Source organism: Sphingomonas sp. LT1P40 (assembly GCF_036663835.1).
GTDB lineage: Bacteria > Pseudomonadota > Alphaproteobacteria > Sphingomonadales > Sphingomonadaceae > Sphingomonas.
In genome coordinates, this window is sequence record NZ_JAXOJT010000001.1 from 151,186 (window position 1) to 172,148 (window position 20,963).

Sequence of the window (20,963 nt, forward strand, 5' to 3'; positions counted from 1 at the left end):
CAATCGCCGCCCGCATTTTGCGATTTCTTCATGACCCGCCGCTAAATCCGCCCCCATGCCGACTCGCGTCTTCCTGACCGTCGATACCGAACTGATGTGGCGTCACCACGCCGCCGGGCTTGATATCGACACTATCGCCGAACGATCGCTGGAACCGGCGGAGGTGGGTATCGGCTATCAGCTGAAGCTGCTTGCCGACCACGGGCTGAAGGCGACCTTCTTCGTCGATCCGATGCCAGCGGTCGCCTATGGCATCGATCCGATCAAGCGCGTCGTCGGCGCGATTCTGGCGGCGGGGCAGGAGGTTCAGCTGCATCTCCACCCCAACTGGGCGGCGGCGAGCGACGAGGATCGCGCCGCGCATGCCTCGTTTGAGCTGATCGACTTCACCTTCACCGAACAACGCGAACTGATCCGCGCCGCGTCCGACCTGCTCGTCGCGGCCGGGGCGCAGCGGCCGGTGGCGTTCCGCTCCGGCTCCTATTCGGCGAGCGACGACACGCTCAGCGCACTGGCTGAACTCGGCATCCGTTACGACAGCAGCCATAACGGCTCGGAACATCCCTGGCCCAGCGCGATCAGCCTGCCCGAACGCCAGATCGCGCCGGTCGAGCATCGCAGCGTGATCGAAATTCCCGTGACACTGATCGAGGACTGCGCGGGGCATCTGCGTCATTTCCAGATCTGTGCGCTCTCCACCACCGAAATGCGCGACGCGCTCGACCATGCCGTGCGCGCCAGCCATGTCGCCACCACGATAGTCAGCCATGGCTTCGAGCTGTGCAACCGCGCCGGCACCCGCGCCAATGCGATCCATGTCCACCGGTTCGAAGCCTTGTGCCGCATGCTCGCCGAACGGCGCGGCGCGATGGTCACCAGCCATTTCGCCGACCTCGCCGATCTGCCGCTCGGCCGCGACGATCAGCCGCTCGGCCCCAGCCTGATCCGCACCCGGCTGCGTCAGGCACAGCAGCTCTGGTCCAACCTCGTCTCCGAGCGCGCTGCGTGACACCCGAAATAGTCTTTGGCGTGACCGCGCGACCCACCGCCCTAAGCTTCAAGATCGGCGCCCGCACGCTGATGGCGGTGCAGCGCGCGATGGTGCGCGTCAACGTCAGTCTCGACGCGGCGCGCGAAGGGCGTCTGCCCGTCCTCCCGCCGCTGCCGCGCGACGGGCAAGGCTATCTCGTCACGTCATTGCCCGAGGACCGGCTGGAGGCAATGATTTATGCCTCGGGCCGCATGATCGGCTTCGTACGTCAACGTTATACCCGTTATTATGCTGACCTGACCGGCGGTTACGACGCCTACCTCGCCGGGCTTTCGAGCAACGCGCGCCAAGGCGTGAAGCGCAAGGCGAAGAAGATCGCGATGGTCTCCGGCGGCACGCTCGACGTGCGCCGCTATCGCACCCCGGCTGAGCTGGAGGCGTTCCACGACATTGCCCGCCGCATCGCGCTGCGCACCTATCAGGAAAAGCTGATGGGCGAGGGGCTGCCCGACACCCCCGACTTCATCCACACGATGGTGACGATGGCGGCGGCGGACGAGGTCCGCGCCTGGCTCCTCCACATTGCCGGCGAACCGGCCGCCTATCTCTATTGCCCGATCCATGGCGACACCGTGATCTACGAATATGTCGGGCATGATCCGGCGTTCAACGACCTGTCCCCCGGCGCGGTGCTGCAAATGGAAGCGTTCCGCGACCTGTTCGATGAAGGGCGGTTTTCGCGCTTCGACTTCACCGAGGGGGAGGGGCAACACAAACGCCAATATTCCACCGGCGGCGTCGCCTGTCTCGACCTGCTCCTCCTGCGCCCATCACTGGCCAACCGCGTTACGACGGCGGCGCTGGGCGGCTTCAACCGCACGGTTGCGGGGGGGAAGGCAGTGGTCGAGGCAGTGGGGCTGGAAAAGATCGCGAAGAAGCTGCGGCGGGGGTAATGTCCCCCCATGCACCTCAACGCCACCGCCATCGTCCTCGCCGTCCGCCCCCACGGCGAATCCGGCGCGATCGTGCGGGCGTTGACGGCGGAGGCGGGCCTGCTCCCCGGCTATGTGCGTGGCGGTCGCTCCCGCCAGCATCGCCCGACGTTGCAACCCGGCAACCTCATCCTCGGCGACTGGCGCGCGCGCACCGACGACCAGCTCCCCGCGCTGACCGTCGAACTGATCCACAGCCGCGCGCCGATGTTCCGCGAACCGCTCCCCGCCGCCGCCTTCGAATGGGCGACCGCGCTCACGGCTGGCATCCTGCCGGAGGGGCAGGCTTATCCGCAAATCTATGCTGCGCTGGGCGGGATGCTCGATGCGATCGAGGCGGCACCCGCGGCGCGCGGCTGGGCCGTGGCGCTGGTGCGCTATGAGCTGCTGCTGCTTGCCGCGCTCGGCTTCGGCCTCGATCTCGACCGGTGCGCCGCGACCGGATCGACCGAGGACCTTGCCTTTGTCAGCCCGAAAAGCGCGACTGCGGTCAGCCGTGCGGCGGCAACCGGCTATGAGGCGCGGCTGCTGCCCTTGCCCGCGTTCGTGCGCACCGGCGGCCCTGCCGAATGGGACGATATCCTTGCCGGACTGCGCCTGACCGGGCATTTCCTCGAGCGCGACCTGCTCCACGGACGGGCGGCGGAGGTGCTGGCAGCACGCACGCGGCTGGTCGATCGGCTCAAGCGGGCGGTTGCGTGAACCGCGCAAGCCGGTAATGCGCCTGCAAACGAGTGGGTGGGAGTTTCAATGCCGCTGATCGCAATTCTTCCCGGCGACGGGATCGGTCCCGAAGTCACCGCCGAAGCGCGCCGCGTGCTGGATGCGCTGAACCTGGGCCTGACGTTCGAGGAAGCCCCGGTCGGCGGCGCGGCGTATTTCAGCGATGGCCACCCGCTGCCGCCCGCCACGCTCGATCTGGCGAAGCGCGCTGACGCCATCCTTTTCGGCGCGGTCGGCGATCCGCGCTGCGACAATCTCGAGCGCCATCTGCGCCCCGAACAGGCGATCCTCGGCCTGCGCAAGGAACTTGAGCTGTTCGCCAACCTGCGTCCCGCGCGGCTGTTCGCGGGACTTGAGGACGCCTCGGCGCTCAAGCCAGAGGTGGCGGGCGCGATCGACATGGTCATCATCCGTGAACTGAACGGTGACGTCTATTTCGGCGAAAAGGGCATGCGTACCACCGCGACGGGTCGCCGCGAAGGCTATGACATCATGTCCTATAACGAGGACGAAGTTGCCCGCATTGCCCGCGTCGGCTTTGAAACCGCGCGGGTGCGCAACCGGAAATTATGCTCGGTCGACAAGGCCAATGTCCTCGAAACCTCGCAATTGTGGCGCGACGTGGTGATCGAGGTTTCGGCCGACTATCCCGATATCGCGCTGACCCACATGTATGTCGACAATGCCGCGATGCAGCTGGTGCGCAATCCCGGCCAGTTCGACGTGATCGTCACCGGCAATCTGTTCGGCGACATCCTGTCCGATCAGGCGAGCATGTGCGCCGGCTCGATCGGCATGCTCCCCTCCGCCGCGCTCAACGGCAGCGGCAAGGGGTTATACGAACCGATTCACGGCTCCGCGCCGGACATTGCGGGGCAGGGCAAGGCCAATCCGTGCGCGACGATCCTTTCGACCGCCATGCTGCTGCGTTACTCGCTGGGCCTGGAGGCGGAAGCGGATCGGATCGAGGCGGCGGTGACGGCGGCGCTGGTGAGCGGCGCGCGCACCCCCGAATTGGGCGGCACGCTGACCACCCGCGAAATGGGCGACGCCGTGCTGAAGGCGCTTGCGTGAAGCCTGAACTGCTCGAACTGGCGGTCGTCGTCCCGACCTTCAACGAGCGGACCAACGTGCCCATTCTCGTCGCCGCGCTGGACCGGGCGCTGGCGGGGCGGAACTGGGAAGCGATCTTCGTCGACGACGACAGTCCTGACGGCACTGCGGATGCCGCGCGCGAACTGGGCCGGACCGATCCGCGCGTCCGCGTGATCCAGCGGATTGGGCGGCGCGGACTGTCCTCCGCCACGATCGAGGGAATGTGCGCCACCGCTGCACCAGTCGTCGCCGTAATCGACGGCGACATGCAGCATGACGAGACGCTGCTGCCGAAGATGCTCGATGCGTTGCAGGCCGACGAGAGCCTCGACGTCGCGATCGGATCGCGCTTTGTCGAGGGCGGCGGCACCGGTGAGTGGGACGGCGACCGCGTCGCCAAGTCCGCACTCGCCACGCGCCTGTCGCGACGGGTGCTGAAGGCCGACCTCAGCGATCCGATGAGCGGATTTTTCATGGCGCGCAGCAACGTCGTGCGCGAAATGGTGCCGCATCTCTCGGCCATCGGCTTCAAGATCCTGCTCGACATCATGACCGCTTCCCCGCGCCCGCTAAAGTTCGTCGAGCTGCCCTATGTGTTCCGCACGCGGACCGAGGGGGAGAGCAAGCTCGATCACGTCGTTGCGATGGAATATCTGATCGCGTTGTACGACCGCATGTTCGGTCGCGTGATCCCGGTGCGCTTTGCGATGTTCTCCGCCATCGGCGCGCTGGGCGCGGGCGTGCATTTCGCGGTGCTGGCGCTGCTGTTTCAGGGGCTGGGCTTCACCTTCCTGACCGGCACGATCGTCGCCACGCTGGTCGCGATGACGTTCAACTTCTTCCTCAACAATGCGCTGACCTACCGCGACCGCCGACTGAAGGGGTTCCGGCAATTGCTCGACGGCTGGGTCAGTTTCTGCGTGGTCTGTTCTGTTGGAGCAGTGGCCAATGTCGGTGTCGCGGCGTTTCTGCATGATGTGCAGGACGCACAATGGGCACCGTCCGCGCTGGCCGGGATCATGGTGTCTGCGGTCTGGAATTACGCGCTGTCGTCGCGTTTCGTATGGGGGCGGTATTGAGGTTTCTGGCGCCGCTCCTGCTGCTTGCCGCGACACCTGTGATGGCACAGGAGGTGGACGACGTCGTCATTACGGCGCGTGCGTCGGGTGCGCCGATGTGGACTATCCAGACGCCGACCGGTGTCGTGCTGCTGGTCGGTGAGATCACCAATGTGCCAAAGGCGACACCGTGGCGGCCCGAACGGCTGGAGGCTGCGACGGCGCGGGCACAACGCATCATCCTCGGCACCAAGGCCAAGATCTCGCCCGGCGACATCTTCCGCCTGCTGTTTAGCGGCGGCAAGCTGACGAAACTGCCCGATAAGCGTGTCGCCGCCGATTATCTCGACGCGCCGCGACTGGCGCGACTGGAGGCGCTCGGGCTGAAATACGAGCAGGATTACGCTAGCCGAAATTTCCTTATTTCCGCTTTTGACCTGTTGGCAAAGCGGCTGGCATTCAACAAGGATACCGCCGACGATGCGTCGGATGTGGTGCGCAAGGCCGCACGGCGAACCGACATTCCCGCTCAGCCGGTCGGTGAGGTGCGCGGCGAGGATATGATCGACAACCTCTTCGCTGCCGGGCCGGAAACGCATATCCCGTGCCTTGACGCGGCGATGACCGCAGCCGAGACCGGCCCTGCGATCGTCACGGCACGCGGTGCCGCCTGGACCAGTTTCGACGTGCCGACGGTGATGGCCAACCCGCTCGAAACCGCGCTGGGTCGCTGCTGGCCATGGACCAATGACAGTCTGGGCTCGGTGCTGCGCGGGCAATGGGTCGATGCGATCCGCGATGCGACGGCAAAACCGGGTGTGACGCTGGCGGTGGTGCCGCTGCGGGTGCTGGCGGAGAAAGATGGGGTGCTCGACCAGCTCGAAGCGCGGGGGCTGCCGATCAAGGGGCCGAAGTGGCGTTAAGCCCAGCCCGGTAGCCAGATCCACCGCTCGAACCCGCGCTCTCCCGCCAGCGGCAGGGCGGCGATGATCGGGTAGAAGAACACGAACACCCCGATCCCGATCACTAGAAACCACTCGTCATTGCGCTTCACCCGTGCGGCGTAGTGGTGGAACGCCACCGCCAGCACGACGCACAGGATGATGCTCGGCAGATAGTAATAATAATAAAAGCCGAGCGACTTGGGGATCACCGCCCATACGCCGAGTGAGAATGTCCACAACGCCGCCGCCGCCAGCGGCACGCCCGCCTTTTCGCGCAGCCCCGCCCACCAGCACGCCGCGACCGCCAGCAACCCGCCCCACATGATCGCCGGATTGCCGATCAACAGCACGCCCCGCACCGCCCCCTGATCGGGCTCATAAAAATACCATATCGGCCGCAACAATAGCGGCCAGCTCCACCAGCTCGACTGATAGGGGTGGGCGCTCAGCACCTGAGTCTGAAGCTGCCACATCTCCAGCTGGAACGGAAATATCGACAGAATCGTCAGCGGATCGGCGGTGTAGAAAAAAGCGGGGGCAAAGGTCAGGAAATAAGTGCCGACGCTAAGGACACCCAGGATGGCGAGACCCGCGAACCAGCCGATCCCGCCGAACCGTGCAGGGTGCCCGCGCCGCAGCCACAGGAACGCGACCCCAGCCAGTGCAACATAAGGCACCGCCGCCCATTTCACCGCGACCGCACAGCCGAGCATCACGGCGCAGAACGTCCACACCCAGCGCGACTGGGACTGCATCGCCCACAAAAACGCCACGCCCGCCCACACCAGAAACGCACCCAGAAACGCGTCGAGCATCCCGATCCGCGCCTGCACGAAGATCGTCTGGCCGAGCATCGCAAACAGTGCCGCGAACAGCGCAGCCCGTGTCGCACCGGTCAGCCGCAAGGTGAAGGCATAAACCCCGACGACCGTCGCCGTGCCCGCCAGCGTCGCCATCGCGCGCCAGCCGATCGAATTGTCTCCAAAAAGCATCATGCCCAGCGCGATCAACGACTTCCCCAGCATGGGATGCTCCGGGTTCACCGGATGTGCCAGTGCCAGCAGCGCGCGCGCGGCGGGGACGTAATGGACTTCGTCGAACAGCAGGATGCTGGGCCGGTGCAGCCCGATCGTGAACAGTAATTGCGCAGCGATGCCGATCAGCAATGCCAACAGGACGGGACGGTGTTGGAGACGGTCGAGCATTGCGGCGTGGATAGCGCAGCTTCGCGGCGGCGTCACCCGCTGTCCCTTGCATGCGCAGCCCCTACGCTTCTAGAGGGTAGCCCATGAAGCGCCGCACCGGACAAGACCGCAGCATCACCCGCAACTGGAAGCCCGCCACGCTCGCCGTGCGCGGCGGCACCGCCCGTTCGGAATGGGGGGAGACCAGCGAGGCGCTCTTCCTCACTTCCGGCTATGCCTATGATTGCGCCGGAGATGCCGCCGCGCGCTTTGCCGGCGATCAACAGGGCATGACCTATTCGCGGCTGCAGAACCCGACGCTCGAGATGCTGGAACAGCGGATCGCGTTGCTGGAGGGCAGCGAGGCATGCCGCGCCACCGCATCGGGGATGGCGGCGATGACCGCTGCCTTGCTGTGCCAGCTCCAGACCGGCGATCATCTGGTCGGCGGGCGCGCCGCCTTCGGGTCGTGCCGCTGGCTGACCGACACGTTGCTGCCCAAGTTCGGGATCGAGACGACATTGGTGGACGCGCGCGATCCGCAGCAGTTCGTCGATGCGATCCGCCCGAATACGAAGGTGTTCTTCTTCGAAACGCCTGCCAACCCGACGATGGATGTCGTTGACCTTCAGGCGGTGTGCGACATCGCCCGCGCGCGTGGCATCACCACGGTCGTCGACAACGCCTTCGCCACCCCCGCGCTGCAGCGTCCGCTGGAGTTCGGCGCGGATGTCGTCGCTTACTCCGCGACCAAGATGATGGACGGGCAGGGCCGCGTGCTCGCCGGGGCGGTGTGCGGGACCGAGGATTTCATCAACAACACGCTGCTGCCCTTCCACCGCAATACCGGGCCGACCTTGTCGGCGTTCAACGCATGGGTGGTGCTGAAGGGTCTGGAGACGCTCGACCTGCGCATCCGCCGCCAGAGCGAGAATGCACTGAAGGTCGGCCGCTTCCTCGAAACCCGCGTGCCCAAGGTCAATTTCCCCGGCCTGCCCAGCCACCCGCAGCATAATCTGGCGATGCGTCAGATGGATGCGGCGGGGCCGATCTTCTCGATCGAGCTGGATGGCGGGCGGACTCAGGCGCACGGGCTGCTCGACGCGCTCGGCCTGATCGACATTTCGAACAATATCGGCGATTCCCGGTCGCTGATGACTCATCCTGCCTCCACCACCCATTCAGGCGTCGCCGAAGAGCAACGGCTGCTGATGGGCGTGGGCGAGGGGATGCTGCGGCTGAACGTCGGGCTGGAAGACCCGGCGGATGTGATCGACGATCTGGATCAGGCGCTGACGGCGGTCGGGCTGTGAAGGCGCTGTTCGGCGAGGAAGCAACGACCCGCGACATCGTCGTGCGGGTTTCGGTCAGCTATCTTCCCGAACAGTCGGAGCCGGATCGCGGTCGTTGGTTCTGGGCCTATCACATCCGCATCGAAAACGAATCGCATCAGGCTGTGCAGTTGCTCACCCGCCATTGGATCATCACCGACGGGCGCGGCGTGAAGCACAATGTCGAGGGCGAAGGCGTGATCGGCGAGCAGCCGATGATCGCGCCCGGCTCCAGCTATGACTATGTTTCGGGCTGTCCGCTGGCGACGCCGACCGGATCGATGCAGGGCAGTTACGAAATGGTCGGCGCGGACGGCATGACGTTCGACGTGGCCATCCCCAAATTCGCGCTGCGTGCGCCAGCGGTCGCGGAGTGATCGAATGAAGCGGACCCATCTTCCCCTTAACGGCCTGCGCGTGCTCGACGCGGCGGCACGGCATTTGTCGTTTACGCGCGCGGCGGACGAACTGGCGGTGACCCCGGCTGCGGTCGGGCAACAGATTCGCGCGCTGGAGGACACGCTGGGCGTCGTCCTGTTCCGGCGCACGACCAAAGGGCTGGAGCTGACGCCCGAAGCAGAGGCTGGTCTCGGCGCGCTGCGTGCCGGCTTCCTGCAATTCGAGGAATCGGTGCGCGCAATGCAGGCGGGGCAATCGTCCAAATCGCTGACCATCGCGGCCCCCCGCGACCTGACCGAAAAATGGCTGATGCCGCGCCTTGCCGAAATCGCGCGCGGCGATTCCGAACTGCGTTTCGTGCTGGTCGCGGCGGACGAGGCGATCGACTTCACCGAAGCCAATCTCGACCTCGCGATCCGCTGGGGCGAGGGGCCGGGCGAGAATGAGGGTGAGGCGCTGGAAAGCGACGGCATGGTCACCGTCGCGCGGCCCGATTCGCGCGTCGAGGCACCGATCGCCTGGCCCGGCTGCGTCGCCGAGGATGGCGTTGCGCTGGTCCGCGTCGGCGATGCCGGCCTTGCGCTCGATGCCGCTGCCGAGGGGCTGGGGCGGGCGACGATACCTGAGCTGCTCGCGCGCGGCGATATCGAGGGGGGGCGTGTGGTCGTGGTCGGCGAGCCAAAACCCGCAAAATTCGGTTACTGGATGGTGGCCCCGCTGCCGCAGTGGCGGCAGAAGAAGGTCAAATCGCTGGTCGAAGCGCTGGGCGAGGCGTGACGTCCCCACCGACCCCGGTCCTAACCACCGCGCGGTTGCGGCTGCGTGCATTCCAGCCTGAGGATGCCGAAGCGTTGCACCCGACACTGGCCGATGCCGATCTGATGACCTGGTGGTCCAGCGCCCCGCATGCGACGCTCGCTGAAACGCGCGATTATTTCGTGCCGCGCGAGGGTGAGAAACGCTGGCGCAGCTGGGCGATTACGCGCGCGCCGGACGATACCGCGATCGGATGGGTCTCGGTCGGCGAGCGCCGTCCGGGCGTCAGCGAAATCGGCTATATGCTCGCTCGCGCGCACTGGGGCGACGGCATCGCGCGTGAGGGCGTGAGCGCGGTGATCGACCATCTGTTCGCGGTGGAGAAGCACCGCCGCGTGTTCGCCGATACCGACCCCGAAAACATGGCCTCACGCGGTTTGCTCGAACGGCTCGGCTTCTGGAAAGAAGGGCTGCTGCGCGAGGAATGGGAAACCCATATCGGCGTGCGTGACAGCGTGATCTATGGCCTGCTCCGCAACGAGTGGCGGGCGGAACAGGCCCGCGCCTAACGCGCCGCCAGTTGCGACAGCAACCGGTTCATCAGGTTGATGAAAACCGTCTGATCGACCGCACCATCGGGGCGATTCCACCCGCCGGTGACCGCGAACCAGTTGCCCTGCTTGGTCCGCACCAGCCAGCTGCCAAAGATCACGCCCGGCTCCGATCCGCCCTTGAACCCGGCATAATCGAACTGGGTGGCGCTGGGCAGACCCGGATTGACCGCAAGTATGTCGAGCGCGCGCTGGCCGCCACGCGTTCGCAGCCAGTTGAGCACCGCGGCCTCGTCCCGCGCGCTCGCAAACCATTCCACGTCGGGGCCGACGGGCTTGTCGCCAAAGATCGCCGGATCAACCTGCGTCTTGCCCAGCCGGGTAGCATTGTCTCGCAGCAACCGACGTCGCCCGTCCGCTCCGGCGGCTTTCCACGCGGCGGCAATGTCGGCATTGCCCGACGATTTCAGCCGGAACGCCTCGATCGTCGTTAGCACGGGCAAGGTCGCTGCGGGGTTGGCGACGCCAGTCGCTGTAACCATCGCATCCACCCGTTCCCGGCCCAGCGCCGTCAACAGCGTGTCGGTGGCGGTGTTGTCGCTGATCGAAATCATCAGCGTCGCCAGCGTGTGCAGCGTCACCGGCGCGTCTTTCGGCCAGCTCTGTGTAACGCCGGACGGCAGCGAGCGCGGCCCGAGGGTTACAATATCGCTCCACTTGCGCGCGCCGGAATTCACCTGTCGCGCCGCTTCCGCCAGGACCCACAGCTTGAACGCCGAACCGATTGGCATTGGCTGATCGCCGCGCAGTTCCGACACCGGCGTGGCGGCGTCACCCAGCGCATAGATGCCGAATGCGGTCGTGCCGGGGAGCGCGCGCAGATCGGCCTCGACCTTTTCCACGCTGTCGTCTCGGGGTTCGACCTTGGCAAAGCGCAACCCGGTTACCGGGTGGGGCAATGCGGAATCGACCACGATGTCGATCGTGCCGATGCCGCGCTCGAAACCGATCAGCACGGTCGCCTGATAGGGTGAGGCCGCGATGATCTTCTCCACCTTGATCGCTGCACCGAACTGCGCCTTTAACTGGACGCCGATCTGGTCGAACTGCGCGCGCGGGATCTGCGTCTTGAATGCGCTGGCGAAATAGCTTTCGTAATCGCCGGTGCCATTGATGATGGCGGGCAGTTTTTCGGCCTGCTGCACCATCGCCGGGGCCGGTTGGACAACCGCGGCGACCGGCGGCGGGGTCTGCGCGGCAGCGGGAAGCACGGGTGGGGCGATCAGGCACAGCGCGGCAAGCAGATGGACAGGCTTCATCGAAACATCCTCTCAGGATCGGGTGATAACGGGATCGGCGGTTGCGTCGAGCGCGGCGATTTCGGTGTCGAGTGCGCGGGCGGCGCGGGCGTTGAGCCACCACACGCCCCAGAAGATGCCACCGACGATCGCCGCAGCCACGGCCCCCACGGCAAAGGAAGCGGACAGCGGCATGGTCTGCGCAATGGCCCGCATCGTAGCGGCGAGGAACAGGATCATGCCCGGCACCATGGGCCCCAGATACCAGCGGCCGACGCTGGCCAGCGCATCGCGCTGTCCGACCAGCCGGGCGTGGTAATGCGCGTGGGCATCGCGGGCGAGCGCGGCGGGATCGTCCTTCGGACGCCGCTGCCACAAATTCCACATCACCAGCAGCGTACCTGCGATCAGCACCGCGCTGGCGATGCGGACACCCCAGTCGGGCGTGGTGAAGCCGATCCGGCCAAAGGCGGCGATGACGAGGGCACCCGCCGCATATTCGACGATGTCGCGGCGAAACACGCGGCGGCGCAGAACGGCCTCCCGCTGCTCCAGCTCGGCACGCGACAGGCCGCGCGCCTCGCTCTGCTGTGCGGTCCACAGCTTGACGATCGGGTCCGTCATGCGGGAGTCCCTTCTGCGAAATGGCTGGCCAGCATCGCCTTGATGCGGTGAATCTTGACTGCGACATTGCCGGCGGAAAGCCCGGTAACCTCACCGATCGCGGCGGCGTCCAGCCCTTCCAGATAGAGCAGGATCACGCTGCGGTCGGGATGCTTGAGCGTGGCGATCAGCATGCGGACGCGGTCGAGCAACTGTGCATTGCTCGCGTCGCCCTCCGGGTCGCCCGGCGCGGTCAGCGCCTCGGCATCTTCCAGCGTGACCAGCTTCGCCGACCGCGCACCGCGCGACGCATGAGTCGCGGTGACATTGTGCGCTACGCGATAGGTCCAGGTGCCGATGCTGCAGCGCCCGTCGAAACCGGCAAAGCTGCGCCACAGCGCCAGATGAATGTCCTGCTCCAGATCGCGGGCGCGGTCCCCGTCCGCCTCCACCGCACGGGCCAGGCGGGCGATCGCCGGGGCATGCGCGGCGCTGGCATCGGCGTAGAGCCGATCCTGTGCGATGCTGGTGTCGTCCCCGTTCATGCCCCTTTAGTCGCGGGGTTCGCGGCGTTCTTACAGGCCTAGGTGAAAAAACTTTTCTTCACGCGTCGATCGCGTCCTCGTCCAGCCGTGCCGCATTCTCCTGAATGAACGCAAAGCGGTGCGCCGGGTTCGTGCCCATCAGCCGATCGACCAGATCCTTCACGCCCGCGCGCTCCTCATATTCCTGCGGCAGGGTGATGCGCAGCATACTGCGGGTCTTCGGGTCCATCGTCGTTTCACGCAGCTGGCCCGGGTTCATCTCGCCCAGCCCCTTGAACCGCGACACCTCGACCTTGCGCCCTTTGAACGGTCCCGCCTCGATCTCGGCCCGGTGCGCGTCGTCGCGGGCGTAGAGCGACTTCGCCCCCGCCGTCAGGCGATAGAGCGGCGGCTGCGCCAGATAGAGATGCCCGCGCCGGACGATGTCGGGCATTTCCTGAAAGAAGAACGTCATCAACAGCGTGGCGATATGCGCGCCGTCCACGTCCGCGTCGGTCATGATGACGACGCGCTCGTAACGCAGATTGTCGGGCAGGCAGTCCTTGCGCGTCCCGCAACCCAGCGCGAGCGTCAGGTCGGCGATCTCGCTGTTTGCGCCGATCTTCGCGCTGGTCGCCGATGCCACGTTCAATATCTTGCCGCGGATCGGCAGGATCGCCTGCGTCTTGCGGTCGCGCGCCTGTTTGGCGCTGCCGCCCGCGCTGTCACCCTCGACGATGAACAGCTCTGTCCCCGCCGGATCGTTGGCCGAGCAATCGGTGAGCTTGCCGGGCAGACGCAATTTCCGCCCGCTGGTCGCGGTCTTGCGTTTGATCTCGCGCTCCTGCTTGCGGCGGAGGCGGTCGTCCATGCGCTCCAGCACGTAGTTCAGCAGCGCTTTGCCGCGATCCATCCGGTCGGTCAGGAAATGGTCGAAATGGTCGCGCACCGCTTTTTCGACCAGATTCGCGGCTTCGGGTGAGGTCAGCCGGTCCTTGGTCTGGCTCTGGAATTGCGGTTCGCGGATGAAAACGCTCAGCATCAACTCGCTGCCGACCATGATGTCGTCGGCAGTAATGTCCTTGGCCTTTTTCTGCCCCACCAGCTCGCCGAACGCGCGGATGCCGCGCACCAGCGCTTGCCTGAGCCCCTGTTCGTGCGTGCCGCCATCGGGCGTCGGGATGGTGTTGCAGTACCAGCTGTAACTGCCGTCGCTCCACAGCGGCCATGACACCGCCCATTCGACGCTGCCCTGTGCTTCGCCGGGAAAGTCCTGCCGTCCTGCGAAAAACTCGGCGGTCGCACCCTCGCGCGTCCCGATTTGCTCGCGCAGATGATCGGCCAGCCCGCCTGGAAACTGGAACACCGCTTCTGCGGGCGTCTCGTCGGAAATCAGTTCCGGCGCGCATTTCCAGCGGATTTCGACGCCCGCGAACAGATACCCCTTCGACCGCGCCAGCTTATACAGCCTCGCCGGCTTGAACTGCATCTCCGGCCCGAAAATCTCGGGGTCCGGCGTGAACGCGACGCTGGTGCCGCGCCGGTTGGGGGTGCCGCCCAGATGCTCGATCGGCCCCAGCGTCTGCCCCTGGCTGAAGCGCTGGCGATAAAGCTGCTTGTCGCGCGCGACCTCGATCACCGTGTCCACCGACAGCGCGTTGACCACGGAAACGCCCACGCCATGCAGACCGCCGCTCGTGGCATAGGCCTTGCCGTTGAACTTGCCGCCCGAATGCAGCGTGGAAAGAATCACCTCCAGCGCCGACTTACCCGGAAATTTGGGGTGCGGATCGACCGGAATGCCGCGCCCGTTATCGACGACGGTCAGCCGGTTGCCCGGTGCCAGCTCGATCTCGATCCGCGTGGCATGGCCCGCCACCGCCTCATCCATCGCATTGTCGATGACCTCGGCGGCAAGGTGGTGGAGCGCGCGCTCGTCGGTCCCGCCGATATACATGCCGGGGCGGCGGCGGACGGGTTCAAGCCCCTCCAGCACCTCGATCGACGAGGCGTCATAGGTGTTTTCGGGGGTGGCGGAACCGGGCTGGAAAAGGTCGGAGGACATGCGTGTTGCTATATCGTTCCGCAAGCTGCGAGCAAGCGATGGTGTTGCCGCAATGCAACATAAACCAGCTTTCACCCGATTAGGCGAAACCATTACGGCGGTGCACCGTTATCGAACCCGCAATTGAGCGTGTAACCAACTGGAGTTTCCTACACATGCGTATGCGTAATTTGATGGGCGCCGCCACCGGCGTCCTTGCCCTCTCTGCTGTCTCGGCCCCGGCCTATGCGCAGGATATGGCGTCCGACGAAGAGTTCACCGGTTTCTATGTCGGCGGTTCGGTCGGCTACACCGTTCAGAACAACGATATCGGTGAGAGCATCGTCTTCGACGCGGGCCGCAACGGCAGCTTCGGCGACACGATCACCACGGCCCCGCCTGCAAGCGCAAATGCCTTCTCGCCCGGTTTCTGCAACGGCGCGGCAACCTCGAACCTCAACAATTCGTGCGTCAACGACAAGGACGACATCGAATATTACGCCCGCGTCGGTTTCGACAAGCAGTTCGGCGGCGTTGTCGTCGGCCTGGTCGGTGAGTTCGGCAAGTCGCAGATCAGCGACAGCGTGTCGGCGTTCAGCACTACCCCGGCTTTCTACACCATGACCCGCGAACTCGACTGGAACGCCGCGCTGCGTGCCCGCGCCGGTTATGCGGTCGGTCCGCAGACGTTGGTCTATGGTACCGGCGGCGGTGCTTATGCCAAGCTCGGCAGCAGCTTCACCACCGGCAACGGCGCGAATTCGTTCGCGGTGTCGGGCGACGACATGGTGTGGGGCTGGCAGGCTGGCGGCGGTCTCGAGCAGAAGCTGGGCAGCAACTTCTCGATCGGCGTCGAATATCTCTACAGCCGCTATAACGACGATGAGTCGCGCGTGAATGTCGGCAACGGCACGGCGGGTGCGACCAACCCGTTCGTTCTGGCCGGCGGTGCGGACTTCCGTCGCAGCAGTGACCGGTTCGACTTCCACTCGCTCCGCGCGACGGCGGCGTTCCGCTTCTAAGCGGGCGCAGACGGCAAACAAAAAAGGCCGGCGGAGCGATCCGCCGGCCTTTTCTTGTTGAGTATGCCGTTCTCAGCGAACGCGCGGGCCGCCATAGGGCATCGGCGGCGGCGGGCGGCGGTCGCGGCGGGGAAGCTGTGCCTGATAGGCATGGCCGCAATGCGCCACGCAATATGGGAAGCCTGGGTTCACCTTGTCGCCGCAAAAATGAAAGTCCGGCTCGCCCGGATGGCCCAGCGGCCATTTGCAGATGCGGTCGTTCAGGTCGAGCAAGCCGGTCTTGCCCTCGATTTCCTTGCTCGGCTTGGCCGGGACCAGTCGGCGGGGCGGGGCCGGAGTGATCGGCGGCGATTGCTCGCCCGGATTCTGGCGGATGAAGCCGCCAGGACCGACCGAACGCATCACCGGCCCTTCGCGCACAGGCGCGGCAACAGGGGCGGCGTCGTCGCCGTCATCCTCATCGTCGATTTCGGGTTCGGGTGCAGGCGCGGGCGCTGCCGCAACCTTGGGCACTGGCTTTGGCGCTGGCGCCGGTGGCGGCGCGGCAGCAGCTGGTGGCGAGGCGGGCGCGGCCTTCGCCTCCACCGTCGCCGCATTGGGCTTCACCGGCGACGGGCGCGAGGCGAGGCCCAGCCGATGCGCCTTGCCGATCACTGCGTTGCGGCTGACGCCGCCCAGTTCCTCGGCAATCTGCGTTGCGGTCAGGCCGCTGTCCCACATCTTGCGCAGCGTCTCGATCCGTTCGTCGGTCCAGCTCATTTGTCGTCCTTAAAGAATCATCCCGTTGCCGGGAGGTGCCGCAGCGATTACCCGGCATAACCATGCCTGAACAACCCCAACCGCATGAAACATCGATGTCCGCCCCCGGCGTTCCGGTCATCCGCAACGTGAATTGGGGAGGGCTTTGGACGCTATATGTGAAGGAGGTACGCCGTTTCTTCAAGGTCCAGCTCCAGACGATCTGGGCACCGGCGGTCACGACCCTGTTGTTTCTGGTGGTTTTCAGCGTCGCTTTGGGCGGCAGCGGACGCACCGTAACGCTCGACGGACGCCCGATTCACTTCGCCGATTTCATCGCGCCGGGGTTGATCGTCATGGCGATGCTGCAAAATGCCTTCGCCAATGCCAGCTTCTCGCTGCTGGTCGGCAAGATTCAGGGGACGATCGTCGATTATCTGATGCCGCCGCTCTCCACGGGCGAATTGCTGGCTGCACTGGCGGGCGGGGCGGTGACCCGTGCCTTTTGCGTCGGCGGGGCAGTGTGGCTGGCGATGGCGCTGTGGCCGGGGGTGCATGTCACGCCGCATCATCTATGGGCGATCCTGTGGTTCGGCTTTCTCGGTGCGTTGTTTCTGGCGCTGCTTGGCGTGCTGACGTCGATCTGGGCTGAGAAGTTCGATCACGCCGCGGCCGTCACCAATTTCGTCGTCGCGCCGCTCGCACTCTTGTCCGGCACCTTTTACTCGGTCGATCGCCTGTCGCCGACATTTCAGGCGATCAGCCACGCCAACCCGTTTTTCTACATCATCTCGGGCTTTCGCTACGGCTTTCTCGACGCGGCGGACTCGCCGATCCTGGTCGGCAGCGTCGTCATCCTCGGCATCGACATCGCGCTTGGCTTGCTGTGCTACGCGCTGCTGCGCTCGGGCTGGAACATCAAGAATTAGGTGCGGGGTTGCCGCGTCGTTGCGGTGACGATAAAAGCTCGCTCCGGGCGGTCCGGTTGGGCCGCCTTTTTGTATTTCCGGAGCAATCCTCAAGTCCCGAAAGGAGCAGTTCGATGTCGATCACCCCGCTCATGCCCGTTTACCCGCGGTGCGATGTGCGTCCGGTGCGAGGCGAGGGCTGCTGGCTGATTGGGGAGCGAGGCGAGAAATATCTCGATTTCGCCGCAGGCATCGCGGTCAACGCGCTCGGCCACGGCCACCCGCATCTGACAGCGAAGCTGCAGGAGCAGGTCGCCACCCTGATGCACGTGTCGAACCTCTACGGCAGTCCCCAAGGTGAGGCGCTGGCGCAGCGTATCGTCGATCACAGCTTCGCCGACACGGTGTTCTTCACCAATTCGGGCGCCGAGGCGATCGAGTGCGCGATCAAGACCGCGCGCCGCTATCATTATGTGTCGGGTAACCCGAACAAGACCAAGATCATCACCTTCAACAACGCCTTTCACGGACGCACCATCGCGGCGATTTCGGCGACCAATCAGGCGAAGATGCGCGACGGGTTCGAGCCGCTGCTGCCCGGTTTCGACTATGCCCCGTTCAACGATCTCGCCGCCGCGCTGGCGCTGGTGGACGACGATACCGCTGGGTTCATGGTCGAAACGGTGCAGGGTGAGGGCGGGATGACCGCCGGCACGTCCGAGTTCATTCAGGGGCTGCGCAAGGCGTGCGACGAGCGCGGCATGTTGCTGATCCTCGACGAAATCCAGTGCGGCTATGGCCGCACCGGCAAATTCTTCGCGCACGAACATTACGGGATCACCCCCGACATCATGACCGTGGCCAAGGGCATCGGCGGCGGCTTCCCGCTCGGCGCGTGTCTGGCGACCGAGGAAGCCGCGAAGGGGATGGTGTTCGGCACCCACGGCTCCACCTATGGCGGCAACCCGCTGGCGATGGCAGCGGGCATGGCGGTGCTCGACGTGATGCTGGAGGACGGCTTTTTCGAGCGCGTCGAGAAGATGGGCGACCGGCTGCGACAGGCGTTCGAGCAGATGATTCCCAATCACGATCAGTTGTTCGACGAGATTCGCGGCAAGGGCCTGATGCTCGGCATCAAGCTCAAGGAACCGGCGGTCGCGCGCGATTTCGTGGCGCATCTGCGCGACAATCACGGGCTGCTGACGGTCGCGGCAGGCGAGAACGTCTTCCGCGTCCTCCCGCCGCTGGTGATCGACCAAACCCATATCGCCGAGTGCGTCGAGCGGCTGAGCGCAGGCGCGCGCAGCTATGCGCCGCTGGCGGACGACTGATTGCATAATTGAAACGAGCCGTTCGTCCCCGCTGTCGCTGGGGACGGGCGGAGAGGGATTTGTCCCATGACCTACCGCAATTTCCTGTCCCTCACTGACGCCGGACCCGACGGCATTGCCGCAATCCTCGCCGATGCGATTGATCGTAAGGCGGCGCGCACCGGCTGGCCAAAGGGTCGCGTCGATGCCGACGCCCCGCTTGCGGGCCACACGCTGGCGATGGTGTTCGAGAAAAGCTCGACCCGCACCCGCGTCAGCTTCGACATGGCGATCCGCCAGCTCGGCGGCAGCGCCGTCGTCCTCGATTCCGCCAGCAGTCAGCTCGGACGCGGCGAGTCCGTCGCCGACACCGCGCGTGTCCTCTCCGGCTATTGCGACGCCATCATGGTGCGCACCGACAATCACGCCAAGCTGCTGGAAATGGCCGAATATGCCTCGGTTCCGGTCATCAACGGCCTGACCGACGACAGCCACCCCTGCCAGATCATGGCCGACCTCCAGACCATTTTGGAAAGCGGCAAGGCGCTCCCCGGCCTGAAGGTCGCATGGCTCGGCGACGGCAACAATGTGCTCGCTTCGCTGGTCGAGGCGGCGGGGCTGATGCATTTCGATGTGGTCGCCGCTTGTCCCCAGAGCTTCGCGCTGCCCGACGCCGCGATGGCGCGGGGCAAGGGCCGCGCGCGTGTCGTCAACGATCCAGCAGAGGCCGTTGCCGGTGCCGACATCGTCGTTACCGACACCTGGATCTCGATGGGCCAGCTTCATGCTGAAACGAAATTGGCGGCGCTTACTCCCTATCAGGTCGATGCCACGCTGATGGCAAAGGCCAAGCCCGACGCGAAATTCCTCCACTGCCTCCCCGCGCATCGCGGCGAGGAGGTCACGCCGGAGGTGATCGACGGCCCGCAATCGCTGATCTGGCCCGAGGCGGAAAACCGCCTGCATGCGCAAAAGGCGATCTTGCGCTGGTGCTTCGGACAGATCGCACCCTGATCGGTTGCTGTTGAAGGCAACCGGGTCACCACCCACTTAAGCCGTCATCCCTGTCTTCGCGGGGAGGACGAAAGTGAATTTGTGACGACTCTCAACCCTGCCCCCACCGATCTCGACCGCACCGTCAACTTCACCTTGCCGCACCGCGACGCGCGCGGGCGCGTCGCGCGGCTGGGGCCGGTGCTGGACGCGATCCTGACCGCGCACGCCTATCCGCCGCCGATCGAGCGGTTGCTGGCGGAGGCGCTGACGCTGACCGCGTTGCTCGGCTCGACGCTGAAGGATGCCGCGGGACAGCTGACGCTTCAGGCGCAGACGCCGGCGGGGCGGGGGGCCGGGATCGTCAGCCTGCTGGTGTGCGATTACAAGGGCGGTGAGCTGCGCGGCTATGTCCAGTTCGATGCCGAGCGGTTGGCGCAACTGGGCAAGAACCCGTCGCTCTACGCGCTGTTCAACCAAGGCTTCCTCGCCATCACCTTCGATCAGGTGACGAGTGGCGAACGCTACCAAGGCATCGTTCCGCTCGACGGTGGCTCGCTGGCCGAAGCGGCGGAGAGTTATTTCCGCCAGTCCGAACAAATCCCCAGCCTCGTGCGGCTCGGCATCGGCCGCGACGCCCAGGGGCGGTGCGTCGCCGGAGGCCTGTTCCTCCAGCATTTGCCGGAGGGCGAGGATGGCCGTGAGCGTCTTCATGCGCAGCTCGATCATCCCGAATGGGAGCATGTCGAGGCGCTGGGTGGCACGATGGGTGCCGACGAACTTGCCGACCCCTTGCTTCCGCTGGAAGGGCTGGTCTGGCGGCTGTTCAACGAAGAAGATGAGGTTCGCGTTCAGGGCGGCGTCGATCTGGTGAGGGGTTGCCGTTGTGACCCCGATTATATCGCGGGCGTCCTCGCCAAATTTTCGCCGGGCGATCGCGCCGAAATGGCGGAAGATGGCGTCATCACCGTCGATTGTGCCTTCTGCGCGACAAAATTTCCGATCACTGTCGATTCCGTTGCGTAACCGAAATTGTCAGCAAATTGAAAGCCGAATCGTGCTAGGGGAGCGGTGAAATGAGCAAGATCGTATCCCTTATCGCTCCCCTCGCGCTGTTGGCGACAACGGCGGTCGGCTATGCGGCCGTGGCACAGACGGGTGCGCTTACCGCCCTGGCCGGGATCGAGCGCGGCGAGTGGCAGCTGCGTGCGCCGGACGGTTCGACCCGTTCGATCTGCATTTCCGATCCGCAAGTGCTGCTGCAACTTCGCCATCGCGGCGTATCATGCTCGCGCTTCGTGGTGGAAAATGGCGCGAATGGCGGGCGCGTTACCTATAGCTGCCCCGGCGTCGGCAATGGCGACACGCGGATCACGGTCGAAACGCCGCGTCTCGTCCGCATCGAGACACAGGGAATCAGCCGCGGCCTGCCCTTTACCGAGGAATATGAAGGTCGCCGCTCCGGCGCGTGCAAGTAGCGCGCGATGACCCTGTGCTTG

22 protein-coding genes are annotated in these 20,963 nt (G+C 65.4%); 16 read left to right on the plus strand and 6 right to left on the minus strand.

The features are described from left to right. Nucleotides 1-55: 55 nt before the first annotated feature. From U1702_RS00745 to U1702_RS00770, 6 genes are read left to right on the plus strand one after another with little or no spacing between them, the layout of a single operon-like run. Nucleotides 56-1,009 (plus strand): polysaccharide deacetylase family protein, encoded by a 954-nt coding sequence (locus U1702_RS00745; protein WP_332721330.1) that lies wholly within the window; start codon nt 56-58, stop codon nt 1,007-1,009. Between the two features lie 20 nt (nt 1,010-1,029). Further along, the gene (locus U1702_RS00750) at nt 1,030-1,944 is read left to right on the plus strand and encodes a GNAT family N-acetyltransferase (RefSeq protein ID WP_332721331.1); all 915 of its coding nucleotides are present in this window, start codon (nt 1,030-1,032) and stop codon (nt 1,942-1,944) included. Between the two features lie 9 nt (nt 1,945-1,953). Further along, entirely contained in the window at nt 1,954-2,685 is a 732-nt protein-coding gene (recO, locus tag U1702_RS00755; RefSeq protein ID WP_332721332.1) for a DNA repair protein RecO, read from the plus strand. A gap of 48 nt (nt 2,686-2,733) precedes the next feature. Beyond that, on the plus strand, nt 2,734-3,780 hold the full coding sequence (gene leuB, locus U1702_RS00760) for a 3-isopropylmalate dehydrogenase (RefSeq protein ID WP_332721333.1): 1,047 nt from the start codon (nt 2,734-2,736) through the stop codon (nt 3,778-3,780). Next, nucleotides 3,777-4,880 carry a glycosyltransferase family 2 protein gene (locus U1702_RS00765; RefSeq protein ID WP_332721334.1) on the plus strand — a complete coding sequence of 368 codons (1,104 nt, stop codon included), beginning with the start codon at nt 3,777-3,779 and terminating at the stop codon, nt 4,878-4,880. The genes leuB and U1702_RS00765 overlap by 4 nt, the downstream gene beginning before the upstream one ends. Nucleotides 4,881-4,921: 41 nt before the next feature. Further along, nucleotides 4,922-5,782: a TraB/GumN family protein gene (locus U1702_RS00770; RefSeq protein WP_332721335.1), complete on the plus strand. Its 861-nt coding sequence runs from the start codon at nt 4,922-4,924 to the stop codon at nt 5,780-5,782. On the opposite strand, the gene U1702_RS00775 is transcribed toward U1702_RS00770, so the two are convergent. Then, a complete protein-coding gene (locus tag U1702_RS00775; RefSeq protein ID WP_332721336.1) occupies nt 5,779-7,008 on the minus strand; it encodes a glycosyltransferase family 39 protein in 1,230 nt (409 codons plus the stop codon). The genes U1702_RS00770 and U1702_RS00775 overlap by 4 nt on opposite strands. An 83-nt stretch (nt 7,009-7,091) precedes the next feature. Here U1702_RS00775 and U1702_RS00780 point away from each other — a divergent pair, with 83 nt between their 5' ends. Genes U1702_RS00780 through U1702_RS00795 form a run of 4 tightly spaced genes read left to right on the plus strand, consistent with a single transcriptional unit; the run spans nt 7,092 to nt 10,042 of the window. Beyond that, nucleotides 7,092-8,300 carry a trans-sulfuration enzyme family protein gene (locus U1702_RS00780; protein WP_332721337.1) on the plus strand — a complete coding sequence of 403 codons (1,209 nt, stop codon included), beginning with the start codon at nt 7,092-7,094 and terminating at the stop codon, nt 8,298-8,300. Continuing rightward, a complete protein-coding gene (gene apaG, locus U1702_RS00785) occupies nt 8,297-8,695 on the plus strand; it encodes a Co2+/Mg2+ efflux facilitator ApaG/CorD (RefSeq protein ID WP_332721338.1) in 399 nt (132 codons plus the stop codon). The genes U1702_RS00780 and apaG overlap by 4 nt, the downstream gene beginning before the upstream one ends. A gap of 4 nt (nt 8,696-8,699) precedes the next feature. Further along, the gene (locus tag U1702_RS00790; RefSeq protein ID WP_332721339.1) at nt 8,700-9,494 is read left to right on the plus strand and encodes a LysR family transcriptional regulator; all 795 of its coding nucleotides are present in this window, start codon (nt 8,700-8,702) and stop codon (nt 9,492-9,494) included. Beyond that, nucleotides 9,491-10,042, plus strand: coding sequence for a GNAT family N-acetyltransferase (locus tag U1702_RS00795; RefSeq protein WP_332721340.1), 552 nt, complete (start codon nt 9,491-9,493; stop codon nt 10,040-10,042). The genes U1702_RS00790 and U1702_RS00795 overlap by 4 nt, the downstream gene beginning before the upstream one ends. Here the strand turns inward: U1702_RS00795 and U1702_RS00800 are convergent. The 4 genes from U1702_RS00800 to parE are packed head-to-tail and all read right to left on the minus strand — an operon-like array spanning nt 10,039 to nt 14,514. Next, a complete protein-coding gene (locus U1702_RS00800) occupies nt 10,039-11,343 on the minus strand; it encodes a serine hydrolase (protein WP_332721341.1) in 1,305 nt (434 codons plus the stop codon). The two genes, U1702_RS00795 and U1702_RS00800, sit on opposite strands and share 4 nt — an antisense overlap. 12 nt (nt 11,344-11,355) lie before the next feature. Continuing rightward, nucleotides 11,356-11,946 carry a hypothetical protein gene (locus tag U1702_RS00805; RefSeq protein WP_332721342.1) on the minus strand — a complete coding sequence of 197 codons (591 nt, stop codon included), beginning with the start codon at nt 11,944-11,946 and terminating at the stop codon, nt 11,356-11,358. Next, nucleotides 11,943-12,470 carry an RNA polymerase sigma factor gene (locus U1702_RS00810; protein WP_332721343.1) on the minus strand — a complete coding sequence of 176 codons (528 nt, stop codon included), beginning with the start codon at nt 12,468-12,470 and terminating at the stop codon, nt 11,943-11,945. Before U1702_RS00810 ends, U1702_RS00805 begins: the two co-directional genes overlap by 4 nt. A 58-nt stretch (nt 12,471-12,528) precedes the next feature. Further along, nucleotides 12,529-14,514: a DNA topoisomerase IV subunit B gene (gene parE, locus U1702_RS00815; protein WP_332721344.1), complete on the minus strand. Its 1,986-nt coding sequence runs from the start codon at nt 14,512-14,514 to the stop codon at nt 12,529-12,531. Between the two features lie 155 nt (nt 14,515-14,669). Between parE and U1702_RS00820 the strand changes: the two genes are divergently transcribed. Next, the gene (locus U1702_RS00820; RefSeq protein WP_332721345.1) at nt 14,670-15,515 is read left to right on the plus strand and encodes an outer membrane protein; all 846 of its coding nucleotides are present in this window, start codon (nt 14,670-14,672) and stop codon (nt 15,513-15,515) included. A 72-nt stretch (nt 15,516-15,587) separates the two neighbouring features. On the opposite strand, the gene U1702_RS00825 is transcribed toward U1702_RS00820, so the two are convergent. Beyond that, a complete protein-coding gene (locus U1702_RS00825; RefSeq protein WP_332721346.1) occupies nt 15,588-16,274 on the minus strand; it encodes a GcrA family cell cycle regulator in 687 nt (228 codons plus the stop codon). A 62-nt stretch (nt 16,275-16,336) separates the two neighbouring features. Between U1702_RS00825 and U1702_RS00830 the strand changes: the two genes are divergently transcribed. The 5 genes from U1702_RS00830 (at nt 16,337) to U1702_RS00850 (ending at nt 20,942) form a co-directional block, all read left to right on the plus strand. Continuing rightward, nucleotides 16,337-17,182, plus strand: coding sequence for an ABC transporter permease (locus U1702_RS00830; RefSeq protein ID WP_332721347.1), 846 nt, complete (start codon nt 16,337-16,339; stop codon nt 17,180-17,182). Between the two features lie 113 nt (nt 17,183-17,295). Then, the gene (locus tag U1702_RS00835; RefSeq protein WP_332721348.1) at nt 17,296-18,492 is read left to right on the plus strand and encodes an aspartate aminotransferase family protein; all 1,197 of its coding nucleotides are present in this window, start codon (nt 17,296-17,298) and stop codon (nt 18,490-18,492) included. Between the two features lie 66 nt (nt 18,493-18,558). Next, a complete protein-coding gene (gene argF, locus U1702_RS00840) occupies nt 18,559-19,485 on the plus strand; it encodes an ornithine carbamoyltransferase (RefSeq protein WP_332721349.1) in 927 nt (308 codons plus the stop codon). Nucleotides 19,486-19,566: 81 nt separating this feature from the next. After that, nucleotides 19,567-20,490 carry an Hsp33 family molecular chaperone HslO gene (locus U1702_RS00845; protein ID WP_332721350.1) on the plus strand — a complete coding sequence of 308 codons (924 nt, stop codon included), beginning with the start codon at nt 19,567-19,569 and terminating at the stop codon, nt 20,488-20,490. A 50-nt stretch (nt 20,491-20,540) separates the two neighbouring features. Beyond that, complete coding sequence (locus U1702_RS00850) at nt 20,541-20,942, plus strand: DUF3617 domain-containing protein (RefSeq protein ID WP_332721351.1); 402 nt, start codon at nt 20,541-20,543, stop codon at nt 20,940-20,942. Nucleotides 20,943-20,963 lie beyond the last annotated feature (21 nt).